This is a genomic window from Pedobacter chitinilyticus (assembly GCF_003313385.1).
GTDB classification, from domain to species: Bacteria; Bacteroidota; Bacteroidia; order Sphingobacteriales; family Sphingobacteriaceae; genus Pedobacter; species Pedobacter chitinilyticus.
In genome coordinates this window covers 306,356-324,714 of record NZ_QMHN01000007.1, presented here as the reverse complement: position 1 = coordinate 324,714, position 18,359 = coordinate 306,356, and the positions used below count along the sequence as shown (strand labels likewise).

Sequence of the window (18,359 nt, the reverse complement as noted above, 5' to 3'; positions counted from 1 at the left end):
AATTACAGTGGGATATTCCCGTGTTTTTTTCTTGGGGTGTTTACGACCTTGTTCTCGAGCATTTTAAAAGCCTTAATTAGTTTTTCACGAGTTTTAGATGGTTCGATTACTTCATCAACAAAACCACGTTCTGCAGCACGGTAAGGATTGGCAAAAATATCTGAATATAATTTCTCCTTCTCCAACCATTTTTCTTCAGGATTTTCGGCTGCAGTGATTTCTCTTTTAAAGATGATTTCAGCAGCTCCTTTAGCACCCATCACGGCAATTTCGGCACTTGGCCAAGCATAGTTCATGTCAGCACCAATGTGTTTAGAGTTCATCACATCGTAAGCACCACCATAAGCTTTACGGGTAATTACTGTAATACGAGGAACGGTGGCTTCGCTAAAAGCATATAGTAGTTTTGCGCCGTTATTGATAATACCATTCCACTCTTGGTCGGTACCAGGCAAAAAGCCAGGAACATCTTCAAAAACCAACAAAGGAATGTTAAAACAATCGCAAAAACGTACAAATCTGGCCGCTTTTACAGAAGCATTATTGTCCAAAACTCCCGCTAAATAAGCTGGCTGATTGGCCACAACGCCAATGCTAAGACCCGCTAGTCGGGCAAAGCCCACTACAATATTTTCGGCGTAAGCAGCATGCACTTCCATAAAACTATCGTCGTCGGCAACTTGTGCAATGACCTCTCTGATATCGTAAGGTTGGTTGGCGTTCGAAGGGAGCAGTTCGTTTAAGCCAGCTCTTTCTTCATTGCCTAAATCATAAGCGATAGCTGGAGGAGTTTCCTCGCAGTTTTGAGGGACGTAGCTTAATAGTTTTTTAACGTGATTAATGGCATCAATTTCATTGGCACAAGCAAAATGGGTAACCCCCGATTTGGTTGCGTGGGTACTGGCACCACCTAGTTCTTCGGAACTCACTTCTTCGTGTGTAACTGTTTTTACCACATTTGGTCCAGTTACGAACATGTACGAGGTGTTTTCAACCATTAAAATAAAATCTGTAATGGCAGGAGAATATACCGCACCACCAGCACAAGGACCCATAATGGCCGAAAACTGTGGCACTACTCCAGAAGCTTGCACGTTACGATAGAATATATCAGCATAACCACCCAGGGAAACAACACCCTCTTGGATACGGGCACCACCACTGTCGTTTAAGCCAATGATAGGCGCACCATTTTTCATGGCCATGTCCATGATTTTACAAATTTTTTCTGCGTGGGTTTCAGACAAAGATCCCCCAAAAACAGTAAAGTCTTGAGAAAAAACATAGGTCAATCTGCCGTTTACGGTGCCATAGCCCGTAATTACACCATCGCCAAGGTATTTCTCTCTTTCCATTCCAAAATCGGTACTGCGGTGGGTCACCAACATGCCGATTTCCTCAAAACTGCCTTCGTCCATTAAAAAATGAATACGCTCACGAGCCGTGAGTTTACCTTTTTTGTGCTGGCTATCAATACGAGCTTGTCCGCCACCTAAATGGGCTTCCTCTATTTTATCTTTTAAGATTTGGATTTTGTTGTTCATCGGTTTATATGGTTTATAGATTTGGTTAAAATTTAAAATATTCGCTACCAGCGATACTGGAGGCGAGTGGTAAAAACATTATCCTTAATGTCGTTTTGGTAATTGGCTAATTGTGTACCATCATTATGTACATGCTCGTTATAAATGGTAAGCTTTAAACGACCGTTAAGTGCATAGGTTATACCGTAGCCTAAAGTGCTAAATTTGATGTCGCCCGCAGTAGTATTATTTCCAGTTTTTCCAATTTCGGATTCATCAACATCAGTGTTCGGATCATAAACATCATAACCTACTATGGCAGTTAATTTAGTACTTGCAATTTGCTGCGTGAACCAGATAAAATATCCGTTAAAATTTCTAAGATATAAATTGGTGGTAGGTTGGGCCGCAAAACTTTGACTGGCTGCTAATCCCGAGATACTAGAGGAAGAAGCTACACCTGGTTGTTTACCTTGGATATATTCCGATTTGAGCGACGTGGTTCCAAAAGAGTTGTTGTATTCAAGCTGAAGATTGGCACCATAATAATCTCTTCGGAAATTATAACCTACGTTATTTGCATCTGTAACGCTTGCAAAACCATTTTCAATCGGTTTTAGATAGGTATCGGTATTGCTTCTAACCGTGCCTTTATAAATAGATCCACCAAATCCTAAGTGAAATTTTTTATTGGCTAAGCTGTCAAATTTAAAGTTGAGGTTTCCAATGATGTCTTTGTTAGAGTCGTAATCTTTGGCATTAAGTCCGCTACCGTTAACTACCGCTAATTCGGCAGTCACAAAGTGAAGCATTTTTTTGGGTCTGTAACTAATCATTGCACCCAAATCCCTTTCACGTGGCATTAAAGTTTGGAAAACTCGAGCCCTTTCAGGAAAATCTCTGTAACCAGAAGAATAAACGATGGAATAGCCAAATGGTCTGTTAAACAAACCAGCGGTAACAAGCAATGATTTGTCTTCGGGACTATGGAATTGAATAAAGGCATCCATAATGCGAAGACCATCTTGCGTACCATCCAGCTGAAATACTACCGAAGAAAATTTGTCTACACGATCTACCTTTAAACGCCCACGTCTAAGCATAAAACGGCTAGCAGAGTTTTGGCTAAAGTCGCCTCCCGACCATGAAAATATACCTGGTGATTGGGCTACTTGGAACTGTGTTTGCAGATATCCAGTAATCTTAATGTCGTGTATATCATAGGATGAAGGGGCATTATTATTCTGCGCCAACACAAAGAGAGGCAATATAGTTAGTAAACAAATAAAAAAAATCCTCATTAAATTTTGCTTCGATATGTATAAGAAAAGCTCAAAAGTAAATAAAGTTTGAAAATGCCCAATAATTTTGATTTCCACAGCACAAAATCTTTATATTACAAATTTATTACGTAATAAATTTTGAATTTAAGGGTTTTCGGAATTACTTTTGAAAAATCTGAAAAAGAAGATTTGAAAAAATGAAGCTAAGAAAATATAAGCTTTTGGTAGTTGCTATTTTTATGTGCGTTTTCGCGTCGAAGATGGTAATTTCTGCTGCGCCTATGTTTTTCAAGCATTTGGACGAAGATTTTATGGTTTCTGTAATCATGCAGTTGGAAAATGAAAACAGCGGCGATGATAAGGGAAAATCAAGCGTAAAGTTTGTAGACTATAAAATGACGTTCCAAAAATTTGACCTTAACTACGTTCACTTGGATTTAGATTGTGGCGTACCGAGTAGCTTTATCGAGCACTCGCGGCGCTATGTAGACCCATACCATCCTTCGGTGCCAACACCCCCTCCTAATTTCTCTTAAGTTTTTACCCGTACTATTTCCGTATGCATAATACGGAACTGATTTGATAAAAAAAACTTTAGAAATTAACATAATTCTTTATGAAAAATTCGAATTCGGCTTCTATGGGAAGCGGAATAGGCAAATATTTGCAAAAGAGGAATTTAAAAGCCGATTTGCCAGCAAGTATTGTAGTGTTCTTAGTGGCTTTGCCACTGTGTTTGGGGATTGCCTTGGCCTCTGGGGCTCCTTTGTTTGCAGGTTTACTTACTGGGATTGTTGGTGGTGTAGTAGTAGCCTCTATTAGCGGTTCGCAGTTAAGTGTAAGTGGTCCAGCCGCTGGGTTAACAACCATTGTTTTAGCCTCTATCACTAGTTTAGGAAGTTATCAGGCATTTTTGATGGCCGTAGTTTTGGCTGGTGTATTCCAACTTATTTTAGGATTGATTAAAGCTGGTACCATTGGTAACTATTTTCCCTCAAGTGTGATTGAAGGAATGTTGGCAGGTATTGGTATTTTACTGATCATGAAACAATTGCCGCATGCTTTAGGGGTAGATAGCGATTTTTTTGGTGACGAAAGCTTTTTCCAGAAAGATGGGGAAAATACATTTTCGGCACTAGCAAATGCTTTTCAGCACTTTAGTGTAGCAGCCATTGCGATTAGTGCGCTTTCCATTTTGGTGTTGGTATTTTGGCCTAAATTTAAGAAACTAGCAGTAGTTCCTGCTCCTTTAGTAGTGGTAGCGTTGGGTATATTGGGAGCCATTTTGTTTAGCGGCTCATCAAGTGCTTTAAAAGATAGCCAAATGGTGAAAATTCCAGAAGTAAACAGTGCAGCCGAGTTTTTTGGTTTGTTTACCATGCCTGATTTTTCTACCATTTTTGACTCAAAAGTGTTGATGGTTGCGCTTACTATTGCCGTAGTTGCCAGTTTAGAAACCTTGTTAAGCTTAGAAGCAGTTGATAAAATTGATCCTCTGAAAAGAGTATCGCCAACCAACCGCGAACTGATTGCTCAAGGTGTGGGTAACATTACAAGCGGTATGCTAGGCGGCTTGCCAATGACGGCGGTAATTGTGCGAAGCTCGGCTAACGTTAATGCTGGAGGCCGCACCAAAGTTTCGGCTATTTCGCACGGCTTATTGTTGTTGCTATCATTACTATTCATCCCCTCAATCATCAATATGATTCCGTTATCGTGTTTGGCAGCCATTTTATTGGTTACTGGATATAAACTAGCGAGAATATCTCTATTTAAGCATATGTATCACAAAGGTTGGGATCAATTTATCCCGTTTGTGGTTACTGTTGTAGGTGTAGTAGGTATTGATTTGTTGAAAGGTGTTGGTATTGGTATGGCGGTTTCAATTTTCTATCTATTGAGAACCAATATGCGCAATCCCTTCTTTTACCGAGTACAAGAAGAAGGAAACAAAAAGAACATCAGAATCAAGCTCGCCGAAGAAGTATCATTCCTAAACAAAGCTTCTATTCAGGTGTTGTTATCTGGGATTCCAAGTGAAACCAATGTGATTATTGATGGTGCTAATTCTAGGTATATCGATCCAGATGTGTTGGAAGCAATCCATAACTACAAACATAATGCTTATACAAAAGGGATTATTGTTACTTTAGAGAATATTAAGAAAACTTACTCGGTACCAAAAATTAACACAAAAATTGTTGAACAAAATTAATCATAGAAATAAAATAATGAAGGCACATACTTTAGAAACACAAACGACAATTACCCCTGAAAAGGCACTTGAAATATTAAAAGAAGGTAATGATAGATTTGTTCAAAATTTGAAAGCCAACAGAGATTTACTAGCACAGGTAAATGACACTAGAGCAGGACAATGGCCATTTGCTGTAGTATTGAGCTGTATTGACAGTCGTACTTCTGCAGAATTGATTTTTGACCAAGGACTAGGAGATATTTTTAGTGTAAGAATTGCTGGAAATTTTGCGAACCAAGACATTTTGGGTTCTATGGAATTTGGCTGTAATGTTGCAGGATCTAAATTAATTGTTGTTTTAGGGCACTCAAAATGCGGTGCTTTAAAAGGAGGACTAGATGCTGCTGCGATTCGCGGAATGGGAATGGAAAACCTTACACATTTAGTAGATCATTTTAATCCAATTATTGAGGAGATCATTACAGAAGGAGAAGAACGTTCATCTAAAAATGATGATTTGTTGGAAAGATTGAATGTACAAAATGTAAAACAAACCATTTTAGATATCCGCAACCAAAGTACCACTTTAAACCAAATGGAAAAAGATGGGAAAATAAAAATAGTTGGTGCCAATTATAATGTAGAAACTGGCGTTGTAAGCTGGTTATAGTATGATAGGATAGTTGTAGGTTTAGTAGTATATAATGTTGGAGAGGGTGCCTAGCGTTTGGGCATCCTCTTTTTTATGTAATTATGTTTAGCGAGCTATTTTCCAACCATTCATTTAGGCGTCATTCCTAAATGATTTTTTTTGAAAAACAAGGACAGCAGCTTCTTTTAAAGCTAGTCGGGCTTTACGCTACAATCTTTTTGATTGTCTGCCTGTCATTCCGAGGAACGAGGAGTCTACTTCTGATGAGCAACAACTTACAGATTCTTTGCCAACGCTTAGAATGATAATAAAAAACAAAAAGGATTTTCGCTGCAATCCCGTTTATGAAACTCAAGCAAGTAAATTGAAAACCAACGAAATTAAAGGCTTGTTAATGCTACTGAATTTACGATGTGTCTATGTGGTTCATCTAGTCACATAGATTATTGTTCTCAGTCTTAAATATTAAGAAGATTAAAAACGTTCTTTATTTTTTACGTTGAACTAAGTAATAACTTCCGTATAAAAACAACATCCATAACGGAATTAGTTCTACAGACATTTTCAAATCTGTAAGCCACATTATGACGAGTATGCCTGCTAAAAATAACAAGCAGATATAGTTGCTAATTGGATATAGAAACGATGGAAACTTTGTTTTTTGCGATTGATGTGCTTTCCTGAATTTAATATGCGTATAGCTAATCATTAACCAGTTGATGACAAGTGCTGAAACAACTAAAGACATGAGTATGCTTAGCGCTTGCTCTGGAATAATTTTGTTAATGACTATACAAATGGCAGCAAATACAGCGGAAACTAAAATCGCCATTACAGGCACGTAGTTTTTGTTAAGTTTAGATAGAAATTTTGGTGCATTGCCTTGTTGTGCCAATCCGTAAAGCATGCGGCTGTTGCTGTAAACACTGCTGTTATATACCGATAGTGCTGCGGTAAGTACAATCACATTGAGTACGTTGGCAATCAGTTTGGTGAAATTGATATGCTGTCCGAAAATATCAAGTTGGAAACCGTTAAGCCTTTCAAACACCATTACAAATGGACTGCTGCCGTCGGTAATGCTTTTCCACGGCGATAAAGAAAATAGAATAATCAATGCTCCAACGTAAAAAATCAATATCCTATAAATTACCTGATTGGTTGCTTTAGGAATGTTTTTCTCTGGATTTTCAGCTTCTGCAGCAGTAATGCCCACCAGTTCTAATCCGCCGAAAGAAAACATGATCAGTGCCATCGCTGCCAAAAGCCCTTCGTAGCTACCATTTCCGTTAGTGCTCAACCAGCTTTTTGGAAAGAAACCACCATCATTCCAAAGGTTTTTTATCGTTGCTTGCTCCCCACCTGTGCCGCTTAACAAGAGATATCCGCCAAATATAATCATCGCTATAATAGCCACTACTTTTACAATGGAGAACCAAAACTCTGCTTCGCCATAAACTTTTACCGAAGCAAGGTTGAGCATATTAATCACTACAAAAAAGAAAGCGCTAGAAGCCCAAAGCGGTATTTCTGGCCACCAAAACTGCACATAAATGCCAATAGCAGTCAGTTCAGACATACTTACTAAGATGTAAAGCATCCAATAATTCCAGCCAGAGGCAAAACCAGGAAAAGGTCCCCAATACTTATAAGCAAAATGACTAAAACTGCCCGATACAGGTTCTTGAACCACCATTTCGCCAAGTTGGCGCATGATGAAGAAGGCGATCATACCCGCAATGGCATAGCCTAAAATAACAGATGGCCCAGCCAACACCGCCGCGGGACCAATGCCCAAAAACAAACCAGTGCCTATTGCTCCGCCTAGTGCAATGAGTTGTATATGTCTGTTTTGTAAACCTCTTTTTAGATCGTTTTTGTTGTCAGTATTTTCCAAGGTTAATGGCTTTGAAGTGATCAAGTATTATTATGGCCGCAAAAATAGTCTTTTTGAATAAGAAAGCCCCGCAATGCGGGGCTTTCTGTGGTGATATGTTTAATAAAGCAATCAAAAAAATCACTTTTATTGAAATCAAGATTAGTCTTTTGCCAAAAACGGATAAGTATAATCTTTTGGAGGATCAAAAGTTTCCTTAATTGTACGTGGAGAAACCCAACGCAATAAGTTGATCATTGATCCTGCTTTATCGTTGGTTCCGCTACCTCTAGCACCACCAAATGGCTGTTGGCCTACTACTGCACCAGTACATTTATCGTTAATGTAAAAGTTTCCAGCGGCATTGCGTAGCGCGTGAGTAGCTTTATCAATCGCATAACGATCTTTAGCAATTACTGCACCTGTTAATGCATAAATAGAAGTAGTGTCGATGATTTCTAAAGTTTTATCGAAATCTTTATCGTCATAAACATACACCGTTAGTACTGGGCCAAATAGTTCTTCACACATGGTGGTGTATTTCGGGTCGTCTACCACTAAAACAGTAGGTTCAATAAAATATCCTTTACTCTTATCGTAGTTTCCGCCAGCAATAATTTCAACGCCTTTTGCTTTTTTTGCCTCGTCAATGTACTTAGCTAATTTGTCAAAAGATTTTTCGTCGATTACTGCATTGATGAAATTGGTGAAATCTTCGGTTGGCCCCATTTTTAAGGTTGCCAAATCTCTCAATAGATACTCTTTAATTTGAGGCCATTTGCTTTTTGCGATGTACACTCTTGAAGCCGCCGAACATTTTTGTCCTTGGTATTCAAAAGAACCTCTCAAGATTGCGGTGCTTGATACCTCAGCATCTGCAGAACCATGAACTAGGATAAAATCTTTACCGCCAGTTTCACCTACAATGCGAGGGTAAGTTTTGTATTTGTGAATGTTGCTACCAATAGTGTTCCAAATGTCTTGGAAAACTCCAGTAGAGCCTGTGAAGTGAATCCCAGCAAAATCAGGGTGTGAGAAAATCACATCGCCTGCATCAGGGCCTTTAACATAAACTAAGTTGATGACACCATCTGGCAATCCAGCCTCTTTAAAGATTTGCATGATTAAGCTTGCGGCGTAAATCTGCGTGTCGGCAGGTTTCCAAACTACCACATTTCCCATCATGGCTACGCATGAAGGTAAGTTTCCTGCAATGGCAGTAAAGTTGAAAGGAGTTAATGCAAAAACGAAGCCTTCTAAGGGGCGTTGCTCTACTCTGTTCCAGCTGCCTCTTGGAGAAACAGGAGGTTGTTGTTTGTAGATTTCGGTCATGTAACTCACGTTAAAACGCAAGAAATCTATCAGTTCGCAGGCAGAATCTATTTCAGCTTGGAAAGCATTTTTGCTTTGGCCTAGCATGGTTGCCGCGTTCAATTTATATCTGTATGGGCCTGCAATTAAATCAGCAGCTTTTAAGAAAATAGCAGCTCTTTGTTCCCAAGCTAAATTTTCCCAATTGGCTTTTGCCGCTAATGCAGCATCAATGGCTTGTTGTACGTGAGTTTTACTGCCCCTGCTAAAGGTGGCTAAAACATGTTGGTGATCGTGAGGAGGAGTGATGTTGATTTTCTCATCGGTAAATACCTCTTTGTCTCCAATATACATAGGGATATCCGTCACTTTAGATCTTCCCTCGGCCAAAGCCGCTTTTAATAATTCTCTTTCCTTGCTTCCTGGTGCGTAACCCAAAATGGGCTCATTAACAGGAACAGGAACGTTAAAAAATCCTTTAAGCATAATAAGTAGTAATTTTCACAAATATAGAGGTTTAATTTTGGATAGCGGATGATTAGCAACTATTGATTGCAGATTATTACGGTACAGTAACTAAATGCTCTAATTATGTTTATTGTCGGTGTTTTATATGGTGAAATCTATCTTTAAATGGGAAGGTGGAGAGATGGCCAGATGAATTCTTTGAATAAAAAAAATAGGAAAATAATCTTCGTTTTTAGGATGCAAATGAAGATTTATTCTTTAGAGAAAAAAGTTGTAACGTAATCTTTCTTTTTTTATTGTGATTATATCTAATTTAGATTTAAATCGCTCTCTCATAGCTAAATAGTTCTTAACCAGATAAATTATGAGAAAAACTCTACTCAGAGCACTACCTATGCTTTTTGTTGGATTGCTAGTGGCCCTTCAGGGCATACATGCGCAAACAAATTACTACGTAGACCCTGTTGTAGGGAATGATGCCAATGCGGGAACAGTAATAGGAGCGCCTAAGCGAAGTATTCAAGCTGCTGTAGATGCTGCAGCCTCGGGCGATATTGTTAATCTGGCCAATGGAACCTACTCTCCAGTAGGCGCCGTAGCTGGCTATTTCGTCAACATCAATAAATCTTTAACTATTCAAGGGGCTTCCACGGCAGGTACTATTATCGATGGTACTTTAGCCAACTACATTACTACGAGTAACTACGGACTTAGGGTTGCAGCAAATGACGTAACAATTTCTAACCTTACGGTGACTAATTTTGAAACGGGTATAGGAGTAGGAGTGGATGTCAGTAATGTTTATGTGATTAATGTGTCGGCTAGTGAAAATTACAGATATGGTTTTTATACCAATAAAAGTGTCACAAATTTAATCATCAGATTTTCAACGTTTAATTATAACGGAAATAAGGGTGGTTCTCCGGTGTCAAGCAGCGCAAGGGGAATTATGCTGCAAAGTACTGCAGCAACCTATGAAACTATTGAAATAGATAATAATGAGGTTTCTTATAATCAGTTGGTAGGGATAGATTTTGCGGGTTCAGCTTATACTAGCGGTATTAAGGTGATGAACAATACCGTAAATTCTAATGGGGATTCTGGTATTGGAATGTGGCTGGGTAAAAATGATCTTACATCCGCTCAAACTATTATTTCTGCTAATACTATTACACTGGCCAACAATGCTAGGTTCGGAATCGAAGTCAAAAATGTGTTGGCGTCAGGTGCTAATTCGGGAAATGGTGCTGTCATGGTTAATGGAAATATCATTACACAGTTGGGCACGCCAACAAACTCCAGGGATTTCGCAGCCATTGCTGTGTTGAGAAGGAAAGATGGCTATACGGATATTAATGATCAACCTTTTGGCGTATATATTTGGAATAATACGATTTCCAATATCAAAGGATCTGCCGCCGCGGAAGGTGATGGTTTTGGAATTGTGGTTGGCGGTACAGGACACACTATCATTGGAAATACCATTACGGGAACAGAAGTAGCTGTCCAATTGCAAAAAGGTAATATTGGTTATAATGGTGACGCTAATAGCCCTAGTAATTCAGGTGATGCCAATACACTTTATTTCGACAGGGATAACTCAGGCGATGCTTGTGCTTATTTGAGTGGTAATAACTTTAATTTAAACGGCACCAATTTCAGATTGGTGACCAGTGCGGTTGCCTCTACTGCCGTTGAGCCAGAATTGGTGGCGAGTAATACTACGACTTCGGTGCGTTTCTGCTCCATTCAATCAGCGATAGATGCGCCTTCAACACTTGCTGGTAATACCGTGAATGTTTTTGAAGGAACACATACCTTAACTACAGGAATTAATATCACAAAAAGTATTTCGTTGGTAGGTAATAATGGTGTTCTAGCTAACAAACCGATCATCACAGGAGGTGATGTGGCCAACAAAGCGCTGATTTATGTAGCAGTGCCGAATGTGACGATTTCAAATTTGCACCTCCGCTTTCAAGAAAGCAATTTTAACAACGCAACCACTACCACTACCGCGGGCTATGGGATCAAATCGGGACCAACGGGTAGTTTTAATAATTTAACTATTACCGATAATTTAATAGAGGGAACCAATACGAGCTACGTATTTAATAGTGCGGCAATCTTTTTAGGTGTTTTAAATACCAATGGAAACGATAAGGTGACCATCTTAAGAAATACCGTTGGGCATACTGTGTCGAATAACGCTTTGGGTAGAGCGGTAAGGGCATCTAATATCAACGGAAATATAGACGATAACAATTTTAAAGCGCATTACGCTACGATACAAGCGGGAGATATGAGCGGCGGAGCGCTGATTGTGAATAACAATACCTTGCAAGGTAAACTGGCCATGAACGGTTATGTGAGTCCAGGTAATAAAATCACCAATAATATTATCACCTCTGGTGGAACTGCTGATGCGAATGGACAAACAGGAGCTGATAGACAACCTGCATTGATTGAAATCATTTCTACCATTAACCCTGGTTCAACGGTTGAAGTGTCAGGGAATACCTTGAATGACTTTAAACTGTTAGGATTGGCGGTATTTTATTCGAGTAATGTGAGTGTGATTAACAATATCTTTAATCCGCTTGCGGGAAGTTCAAATACGGTAGGGCTTTATTTCGATACCAAAACCACCAATTCAGGAACTCCAGGTGCAAAATCATTTTCAAACTTAGTGGTGAAGCAAAATACCTTTAATACGCCTACACCTTTAGGTGCTGGACACGTGGGTATTAAATTCGCTAATTCGTATAGTGATGTCGCTTTGGCACCTTTAACCAAGGCTGTTATTGGTGGCCCAGGGGCTGATGCGAATATTTTCGTTGCTACCTTAGACAGATACATCAGCCTTGATGATAGGCCTGCTGGAACCACAGCGGGAGATCCAATTTGGTCTTCCCAATATTATAATTCAGCTGCGGTTACCAACATTTTACCTTTCTCTTCCAATATCGTTGCGGAGAAGAACGTGTATGGGACTTATGATACCAGAACAGACAGAACTTTGGCTACATTTTCAATTGTGAAAGCAAAAATTCATGATATAGATGACGTACCAGGTTTGGGAGAAGTGATTTTGAACCTTCCGATAAGAAATGTAAATACAAGTGAAGGTTTTGCGACGCTACAAGAGGCTATTGACGATACGGATACGCAAAACGGACATGTCATTAACGTGGAAGAAGGCACTTATACGCTTACTGCTGCCGTGTTGGTAAATAAGCAAATAACTTTGAGGGGGAATAACTTAAATCTGGGAGCTAAACCAATTATCAACGGTAGCACCGGTCCAGTGATTAATACAGGAGATCGAAAAAATGCACTGATTGAAATTGATGCGCCTAATGTGAAAATCCAAAATTTTGAGTTCCAAATTAACCAAGAACCGACTTATATTGGTATCGCTACCACTACCACAGATAATTTCAATAACCTAGAAGTTTCCGACAACGTGTTTAAAGGAACCAAAACACAAAGTGTGGCTGGTTACGAATGGTATAGTCATGCCATGAGATTGGGAAGAAATGATGTTGGTGTTCCAAATAATGCGATTAACCTAGTGCGTAATACCGTTACCTATGCTAATTTATTGGCTCCGGAATTGTTTGGAAGAGGTATTTATGCGTATAATACGTATGGGGTTATCGGTGGTTCACCTGCTGATAAAAATAATATTATCGCAGTGTATGGCTTACAAGCAGGCAACATTGGAGATGGTGCTGGTAATGATTTTGATTTTTCATATAACGACCTTCCAGTGGGTTTGGTGTCAGTGCTAAATGCGAAAGTGGGCAATCATAAAATCAACAATAACAACATTGGTGCTGGCATTCCAAGTTTGGCACAGGCAAACTTGATGGTAAGAATGTTGGAAGTGAAAGGAAGCAGAACAGCAAATGCAAATATCGAAGTCGCTAACAATGTTATTACTAACTATGCCAATATCGGGATCTTTGTGCAGCGATCAAACAATGTGAGCATCAAAAATAATACCTTAACGCCATTTACTGGAGCGACGGCCTTTAGTTCTATTGTGTTCTCAAGCAAGGAAGGAACTGCTGGTCCGCAAAGTCCAGTGACTTCAGAGAACCTTTCGATTACTAGCAATACCTTTAATGGTACAGGCGGTGTGGGGATCAGTTTCTATAACCATAACGGATCTGCTTCGGTAAAGCCAGTTTCGAATGTGAAAATTGGTGGTACTGAGGTGGATAAAAATATATTTGCCGCGAGTTTGGGAACATACATCTTTTTGGATGGAACGGCTTCTGGAACTTCGGCAGCTTATGGGACACTTTATGATGTGGCGCAAGATGGAACAAATACCACTAATATCTTTCCATTTAATGGCGATATAGATGCTTCCTATAATATGTTTGGAACCGTTCATAGTGGGACGGAAACAAATTTTGATAACTTGGTGGGGGTTAAAGCTCAAATTGTAGATGGGGTGGATAATGGCTTGGCGGGTTATGTGAACATTCAGCCGCAAAAAGCTTTTATTGGAGCCTTGGCTACCCTAGACAATGCTTTAAAAACAGTGCCCGATGGATTTACAGTGGTGTTAAAAAATGACCCAGCCATTTATGCCACTTTGGGTAATAGAACGCTTACCAATGCACACACTTTCGGTATCGATAATAATGTCATAAGCGAAATTGTTTTTGGAGATGTTAACCTAGGGGCGTTGGCAAAAGCGGTAACTTTTAATCAGCCAGTAAAGGCTACAGGTAACTTTGTGGTCACCGAAGGTAAGGTAAACGCCGCTGCGGGGCTAACGCTTGACGCTGCTAAAACCATTAGTTTTAATTTGAGTAAGCCGCAAAACTTCATTAACGGAAAAATTAAATTGCTTAATGTGGCTAACGGCACGGCCACAAACTTGATGATTGGAAAAAACACCGCTTCTACGGCAATTTCGCTAACTGGTGTAGTGGGTACTGCTTCAGATTTTGAGTTGGAGTATTTTCCAGTATCTTATGTGAATGTGGCTAGTTTTGACCCAGTGGCCTTGGGTTACATTCATAACAAAGAATATTGGACTGTGAATAAACTGAGTGGAAATGCTCAAGCCAAAGTGGGCTTAACCACCTACGATTTTGCTACGTCTGGTTTTTCAAGTTTTGCGACGCTGGATGCCGTGGTGGCGAGATTTAATACGGGTACGAATACTTGGGTAGGTGCTGGGAACGACAGCTTCTCGGTAGTTGGAGGTACTGGAACAATCACTTCAGGCCTAAATACTGATTTTGGGGTATTCACCTTTGCGAAAACACCTGGTGTTTTGCCTGTCGCTTTGGTAGATTTCACCGCAAAGCTTTCTGCCAGTGGTGCCTTAATTAGATGGACCACAAGCTCGGAGCAAAACAATGCCAAGTTTGAAATAGAGAAAAGCTTGGATGGTAAAAACTTTAGCGTGATTGATAGTAAAACAGGAAAAGGAAATTCAGCTACGGTGTCTAACTATGAAGTAGTTGATGTGAACTTCACACAATCTGCTTATTATAGATTGGCACAAATTGACGTCGATGGCACGAGGATCACTTTCGATAAACTCACTCGATTTGTAAAAGGCTTTGATCAAGAACTTTCTGTATTGGCTTATCCAAACCCAGTAACCACTAAACTTTATGTGAGCTTGGGTGCTTCAGCAAAAGAAAATGTTAAATTATTACTTACCGACATGACGGGCAAAACTTTGAAGGCGAAAAATGCAGATGGTTCTCAGTTAATGGAGCTAGATGTAGCCGAGGTTGGTCCAGGTTCTTATATCCTACAAGTAATTAAAAATAGCGGAAACGTGTCCAAAAAAATTGTGAAACTCTAATCCAAAATTAACAGCAACAATGAAAAGGAGGGGCCTAGCTTCTCCTTTTTTTATATAAAATGATTTGAGATTTTAAAATATTAACACTGTTAATTATATTTGCTTCGTCATGAGTGAAACAAATACAAAAAGCAAGCGCCTCAAACATAAGGAGGATCTGAGGAGAAAAATTTTAGAAGTGGCCAAAGAGCTGTTTCTAAAGCATGGCTATGATTCCATTTCTATTAGAAAAATTGCGGATAAAATTGGCATAAGCCCTACCACCATTTACCTCTATTACCAGGATAAAAGCGATGTGATTTATGCCCTGCACCAAGAAGGGTTTAAAATGCTTGCCACGCAATTTGCGGTGCTCAGAAATGTAGAAGAACCTTTCGAGAGATTGAAGGCTATGGGTAAGAGCTATATTGAGTTTGCAATGGAAAATCGTGATTTTTATGAGCTTATGTTCATTATGCGGGAGCCCATCGAGTTTGTGAATAAGAACTATGCCTGTGAATGGGAAGAGGGTGGGGCGGCTTTTGAGGCCTTGCTGGTTACTGTTGCCGATTGTAAAGCTAAGGGGTATTTTAAGCAAGCAGATTTGCACGCAATGTCCTTGTATGTTTGGGCAACTATCCATGGTATTTGCTCCTTAAAGTTGCAAGGACATTTGGACCATGTGGTGAATGCCCACTTTCCAGAAAAAGAACAGCAACTTAGTTTGGAGAAAGCTTTTGACACCTTGGTATTAAACTTGAAAAGTATTCAATAATAATGTTAACACTGTTAATTAAAATGAAAAATATTTGCTTGATGCTGATGCTTGTATTTGCTGCTTTCTCAGTGAATGCGCAGGTACTCCAGACTTATATTGATACCGCCTTTAAGAATAATATAGTGCTACAGCAAAAGAACGTGTCGTTGGAAAAAGCGCAGTACGCTTTGAAAGCGGCAAAAGGCTTGTTCCTTCCTTCGGTGGCTTTTCAAGCGGGGTATCAAACTGCCGATGGAGGCCGTAACATTCCGTTGCCCTTGGGAGATTTGCTCAATCCGATTTATAGCACTTTAAATCAAATTACGGGCGCTAATAATTTTCCAAGAATGGAAAACCAAACCATCAATTTCTTGCCCAAGAACTTTCACGATGCCAAAGTGCGTACTACCGTGCCTATCATCAACACTGATATTATCAATAACAAGCGCATTAGCGAGCAGCAATTGACTTTGAAGGAATTTGAAGTGCAAATTTATAAGCGTGATTTGGTGAAGGAAGTGAAAACCGCTTATTACAACTATTTAAGTGCGCTTGCTGCGGTTGATGTTTATAAATCTGGCTTGCAGTTGGTTAACGAAGGACTTCGCGTAAACCAAAAGCTGTTGGAAAACGGAAAAGGTTTGCCCGCCTACGTACTTCGTTCGCAAAGTGAAGTAGAAAGTGTAAGAGCTACCTTAATTGATGCCGAACAAAAAGTAAATAATGCTCGCTTATACTTTAACTTTCTTTTAAACAGAAATGCCGACGATGCAATTATTGTAGAAAAAGATGATAAAAATGATTTGGCTAAAGTGCAAGGTTTGTTGGCTACCTTGGATATTTCAGGACAACGAGAAGAGCTCAAAGCCTTAAACCAAGTGGTGAGTATTAATAAAACTGTCCGAAAAATGAATGGCCAATTTGCCGTGCCAAGACTAGGGGCATTTTTGGATTTGGGAACACAATCAGAAGGATTTAAGTTTAATTCCAATACCCGATATTATATGTTGGGTCTACAATTGGAAATCCCGATTTTTTCTGGAAATAGAAATAGCAATCGAATTAAAGAGAGCAATTTGGACTTGAAGAACGCCGAACTAAACGCAAATCTAGTAGCACAACAATTAAGTCTATCGGCAAAAACTGCACAAAATAATTTACGCTCAGCCTATCAAACCTACCAATCGTCCCAAAAACAATTTGAGGCTGCTTCTACCTATTTGCGCTTAATAGAAAGAGGTTATTTGGCAGGAGCCAATTCTTTTGTAGAAACCATTGATGCACGAAACCAATACACTTCGGCACAAATACTAGTCAACATTAATTTATACAAGGTGCTGATGGCCATGGCCAATATTGAACGAGAAACAGCATCCTATACGCTAAACTAAATTATGAAATCAAATATTACACAAATCAGCCTCAGCCTAGCCTTACTCATGCTGTTTGCCTGCAAAGGAAGTGACAAAAGAGAAAAGGCAATCGTTCAACAAGATACTATTCCAGTAAAAGTGATTTCGCTTTTGGCCGAAAATGCTGATGGAGAGGTGGCTACTTCTGGCTATTTCACCACTAACGATGAAACATTATTGTCTTTTAAAAACGGCGGCGTCATCAATCGCATTTATGTAAAAGAAGGAGATAAGGTAAGCAGAGGACAAGTACTGGCTACGGTGAACCCTACGGAAATTAGTTCCCAAGCCCAACAAGTACAGCTTTCCTACCAAAAAGCGTTACGTGATTACGAACGTGCCGACAAACTTTACAAAGACAGTGTGGCCACTTTAGAGCAATTGCAAAATGCCAAAACAATGCTCGATGTTGCAAAAAAGCAGCTGCAATCGGCCAAGTTTAACGAAAGCTATACCACTATCAATGCAACGGTGAGCGGTTATGTACTTAGAAAACTGGCCAACGAAGGTCAAATTGTAGGTCCTGGTACGCCAGTGTTGCAAATAAATGGTGCTAGCGAAGGTAATTGGGTGTTGAAAGTTGGCTTAAGCGATAAACAATGGTCGGCCTTAAAAGTTGGAGACAGGGCTGTGATTACCGCCGATGCATTGGCCGGTAAAACCTTGCAAGCCAAAGTAAGCAGAAAATCAGAAAGCATTGACCCGCAAAGTGGAACTTTTGGACTTGAGTTGTCCTTAAATGAACCAGTAAAAGGTTTGGCTGCGGGGATGTTTGGTAAAGCCAATATCTATCCATCAAAAAAACAAAGTGCATATGTGATTCCTTATGATGCCTTGTTGGACGGTGGCGAAAATGAAGGTTATGTATTTGTCACCAGTGATAACCAAGTGGCCAAGAAAGTGAAGGTACAATTGGGTGCTGTACAGAAAGATAAAATTGTCATTACAGGTGGATTAGAAGAAGCCAGTTCTGTCATTATTTCTGGCAGCGCCTACCTTACCGATGGCTCAAGAATAAAGGTGATTAAATAATATTTTTTACGCTTAAAATCGACCGAA

At 39.6% G+C, this 18,359-nt stretch carries 11 protein-coding genes; 7 read left to right on the top strand and 4 right to left on the bottom strand.

Annotation, left to right across the window (positions count from 1 at the left end):
- Positions 1 to 2: 2 nt before the first annotated feature.
- A complete protein-coding gene (locus DUT70_RS19640) occupies positions 3 to 1,544 on the bottom strand; it encodes an acyl-CoA carboxylase subunit beta (protein WP_113649061.1) in 1,542 nt (513 codons plus the stop codon).
- A gap of 44 nt (positions 1,545 to 1,588) precedes the next feature.
- The gene (locus DUT70_RS19635; protein ID WP_113649094.1) at positions 1,589 to 2,824 is read right to left on the bottom strand and encodes a porin; all 1,236 of its coding nucleotides are present in this window, start codon (positions 2,822 to 2,824) and stop codon (positions 1,589 to 1,591) included.
- A gap of 179 nt (positions 2,825 to 3,003) precedes the next feature.
- On the opposite strand from DUT70_RS19635, the gene DUT70_RS19630 reads away from it, so the two are divergent.
- The 3 genes from DUT70_RS19630 to DUT70_RS19620 all read left to right on the top strand — a co-directional run bounded on the left by DUT70_RS19630 (position 3,004) and on the right by DUT70_RS19620 (position 5,673).
- Entirely contained in the window at positions 3,004 to 3,342 is a 339-nt protein-coding gene (locus DUT70_RS19630) for a hypothetical protein (protein ID WP_113649060.1), read from the top strand.
- An 80-nt stretch (positions 3,343 to 3,422) separates the two neighbouring features.
- The gene (locus DUT70_RS19625; RefSeq protein ID WP_113649059.1) at positions 3,423 to 5,021 is read left to right on the top strand and encodes a SulP family inorganic anion transporter; all 1,599 of its coding nucleotides are present in this window, start codon (positions 3,423 to 3,425) and stop codon (positions 5,019 to 5,021) included.
- Between the two features lie 16 nt (positions 5,022 to 5,037).
- Positions 5,038 to 5,673, top strand: coding sequence for a carbonic anhydrase (locus DUT70_RS19620; RefSeq protein ID WP_113649058.1), 636 nt, complete (start codon positions 5,038 to 5,040; stop codon positions 5,671 to 5,673).
- 469 nt (positions 5,674 to 6,142) lie between these two features.
- On the opposite strand, the gene DUT70_RS19615 is transcribed toward DUT70_RS19620, so the two are convergent.
- Together DUT70_RS19615 and pruA are read right to left on the bottom strand one after the other, a co-directional pair.
- A complete protein-coding gene (locus DUT70_RS19615) occupies positions 6,143 to 7,552 on the bottom strand; it encodes an amino acid permease (RefSeq protein WP_113649093.1) in 1,410 nt (469 codons plus the stop codon).
- Between the two features lie 141 nt (positions 7,553 to 7,693).
- Positions 7,694 to 9,328, bottom strand: a complete 1,635-nt coding sequence (gene pruA / locus DUT70_RS19610) for an L-glutamate gamma-semialdehyde dehydrogenase (protein ID WP_113649057.1) — start codon at positions 9,326 to 9,328, stop codon at positions 7,694 to 7,696.
- A gap of 346 nt (positions 9,329 to 9,674) precedes the next feature.
- Between pruA and DUT70_RS19605 the strand changes: the two genes are divergently transcribed.
- From DUT70_RS19605 to DUT70_RS19590, 4 genes are all read left to right on the top strand, one after another.
- Positions 9,675 to 15,152 (top strand): T9SS type A sorting domain-containing protein, encoded by a 5,478-nt coding sequence (locus DUT70_RS19605; protein WP_113649056.1) that lies wholly within the window; start codon positions 9,675 to 9,677, stop codon positions 15,150 to 15,152.
- Between the two features lie 109 nt (positions 15,153 to 15,261).
- The gene (locus DUT70_RS19600) at positions 15,262 to 15,906 is read left to right on the top strand and encodes a TetR/AcrR family transcriptional regulator (protein ID WP_113649055.1); all 645 of its coding nucleotides are present in this window, start codon (positions 15,262 to 15,264) and stop codon (positions 15,904 to 15,906) included.
- Between the two features lie 23 nt (positions 15,907 to 15,929).
- Positions 15,930 to 17,279: a TolC family protein gene (locus DUT70_RS19595; RefSeq protein ID WP_113649092.1), complete on the top strand. Its 1,350-nt coding sequence runs from the start codon at positions 15,930 to 15,932 to the stop codon at positions 17,277 to 17,279.
- A 3-nt stretch (positions 17,280 to 17,282) separates the two neighbouring features.
- Positions 17,283 to 18,332 carry an efflux RND transporter periplasmic adaptor subunit gene (locus DUT70_RS19590; RefSeq protein ID WP_113649054.1) on the top strand — a complete coding sequence of 350 codons (1,050 nt, stop codon included), beginning with the start codon at positions 17,283 to 17,285 and terminating at the stop codon, positions 18,330 to 18,332.
- The last annotated feature ends 27 nt before the right edge of the window (positions 18,333 to 18,359 follow it).

What these genes read in the sequence shown, in the direction of transcription:
- DUT70_RS19640 (WP_113649061.1), bottom strand. Translation starts at nt 1,544, where the DNA reads ATGAACAACAAAATCCAAATCTTAAAAGATAAAATAGAGGAAGCCCAT.
- DUT70_RS19635 (WP_113649094.1), bottom strand. Translation starts at nt 2,824, where the DNA reads ATGAGGATTTTTTTTATTTGTTTACTAACTATATTGCCTCTCTTTGTG.
- DUT70_RS19630 (WP_113649060.1), top strand. Translation starts at nt 3,004, where the DNA reads ATGAAGCTAAGAAAATATAAGCTTTTGGTAGTTGCTATTTTTATGTGC.
- DUT70_RS19625 (WP_113649059.1), top strand. Translation starts at nt 3,423, where the DNA reads ATGAAAAATTCGAATTCGGCTTCTATGGGAAGCGGAATAGGCAAATAT.
- DUT70_RS19620 (WP_113649058.1), top strand. Translation starts at nt 5,038, where the DNA reads ATGAAGGCACATACTTTAGAAACACAAACGACAATTACCCCTGAAAAG.
- pruA (WP_113649057.1), bottom strand. Translation starts at nt 9,328, where the DNA reads ATGCTTAAAGGATTTTTTAACGTTCCTGTTCCTGTTAATGAGCCCATT.
- DUT70_RS19605 (WP_113649056.1), top strand. Translation starts at nt 9,675, where the DNA reads ATGAGAAAAACTCTACTCAGAGCACTACCTATGCTTTTTGTTGGATTG.
- DUT70_RS19600 (WP_113649055.1), top strand. Translation starts at nt 15,262, where the DNA reads ATGAGTGAAACAAATACAAAAAGCAAGCGCCTCAAACATAAGGAGGAT.
- DUT70_RS19595 (WP_113649092.1), top strand. Translation starts at nt 15,930, where the DNA reads ATGAAAAATATTTGCTTGATGCTGATGCTTGTATTTGCTGCTTTCTCA.
- DUT70_RS19590 (WP_113649054.1), top strand. Translation starts at nt 17,283, where the DNA reads ATGAAATCAAATATTACACAAATCAGCCTCAGCCTAGCCTTACTCATG.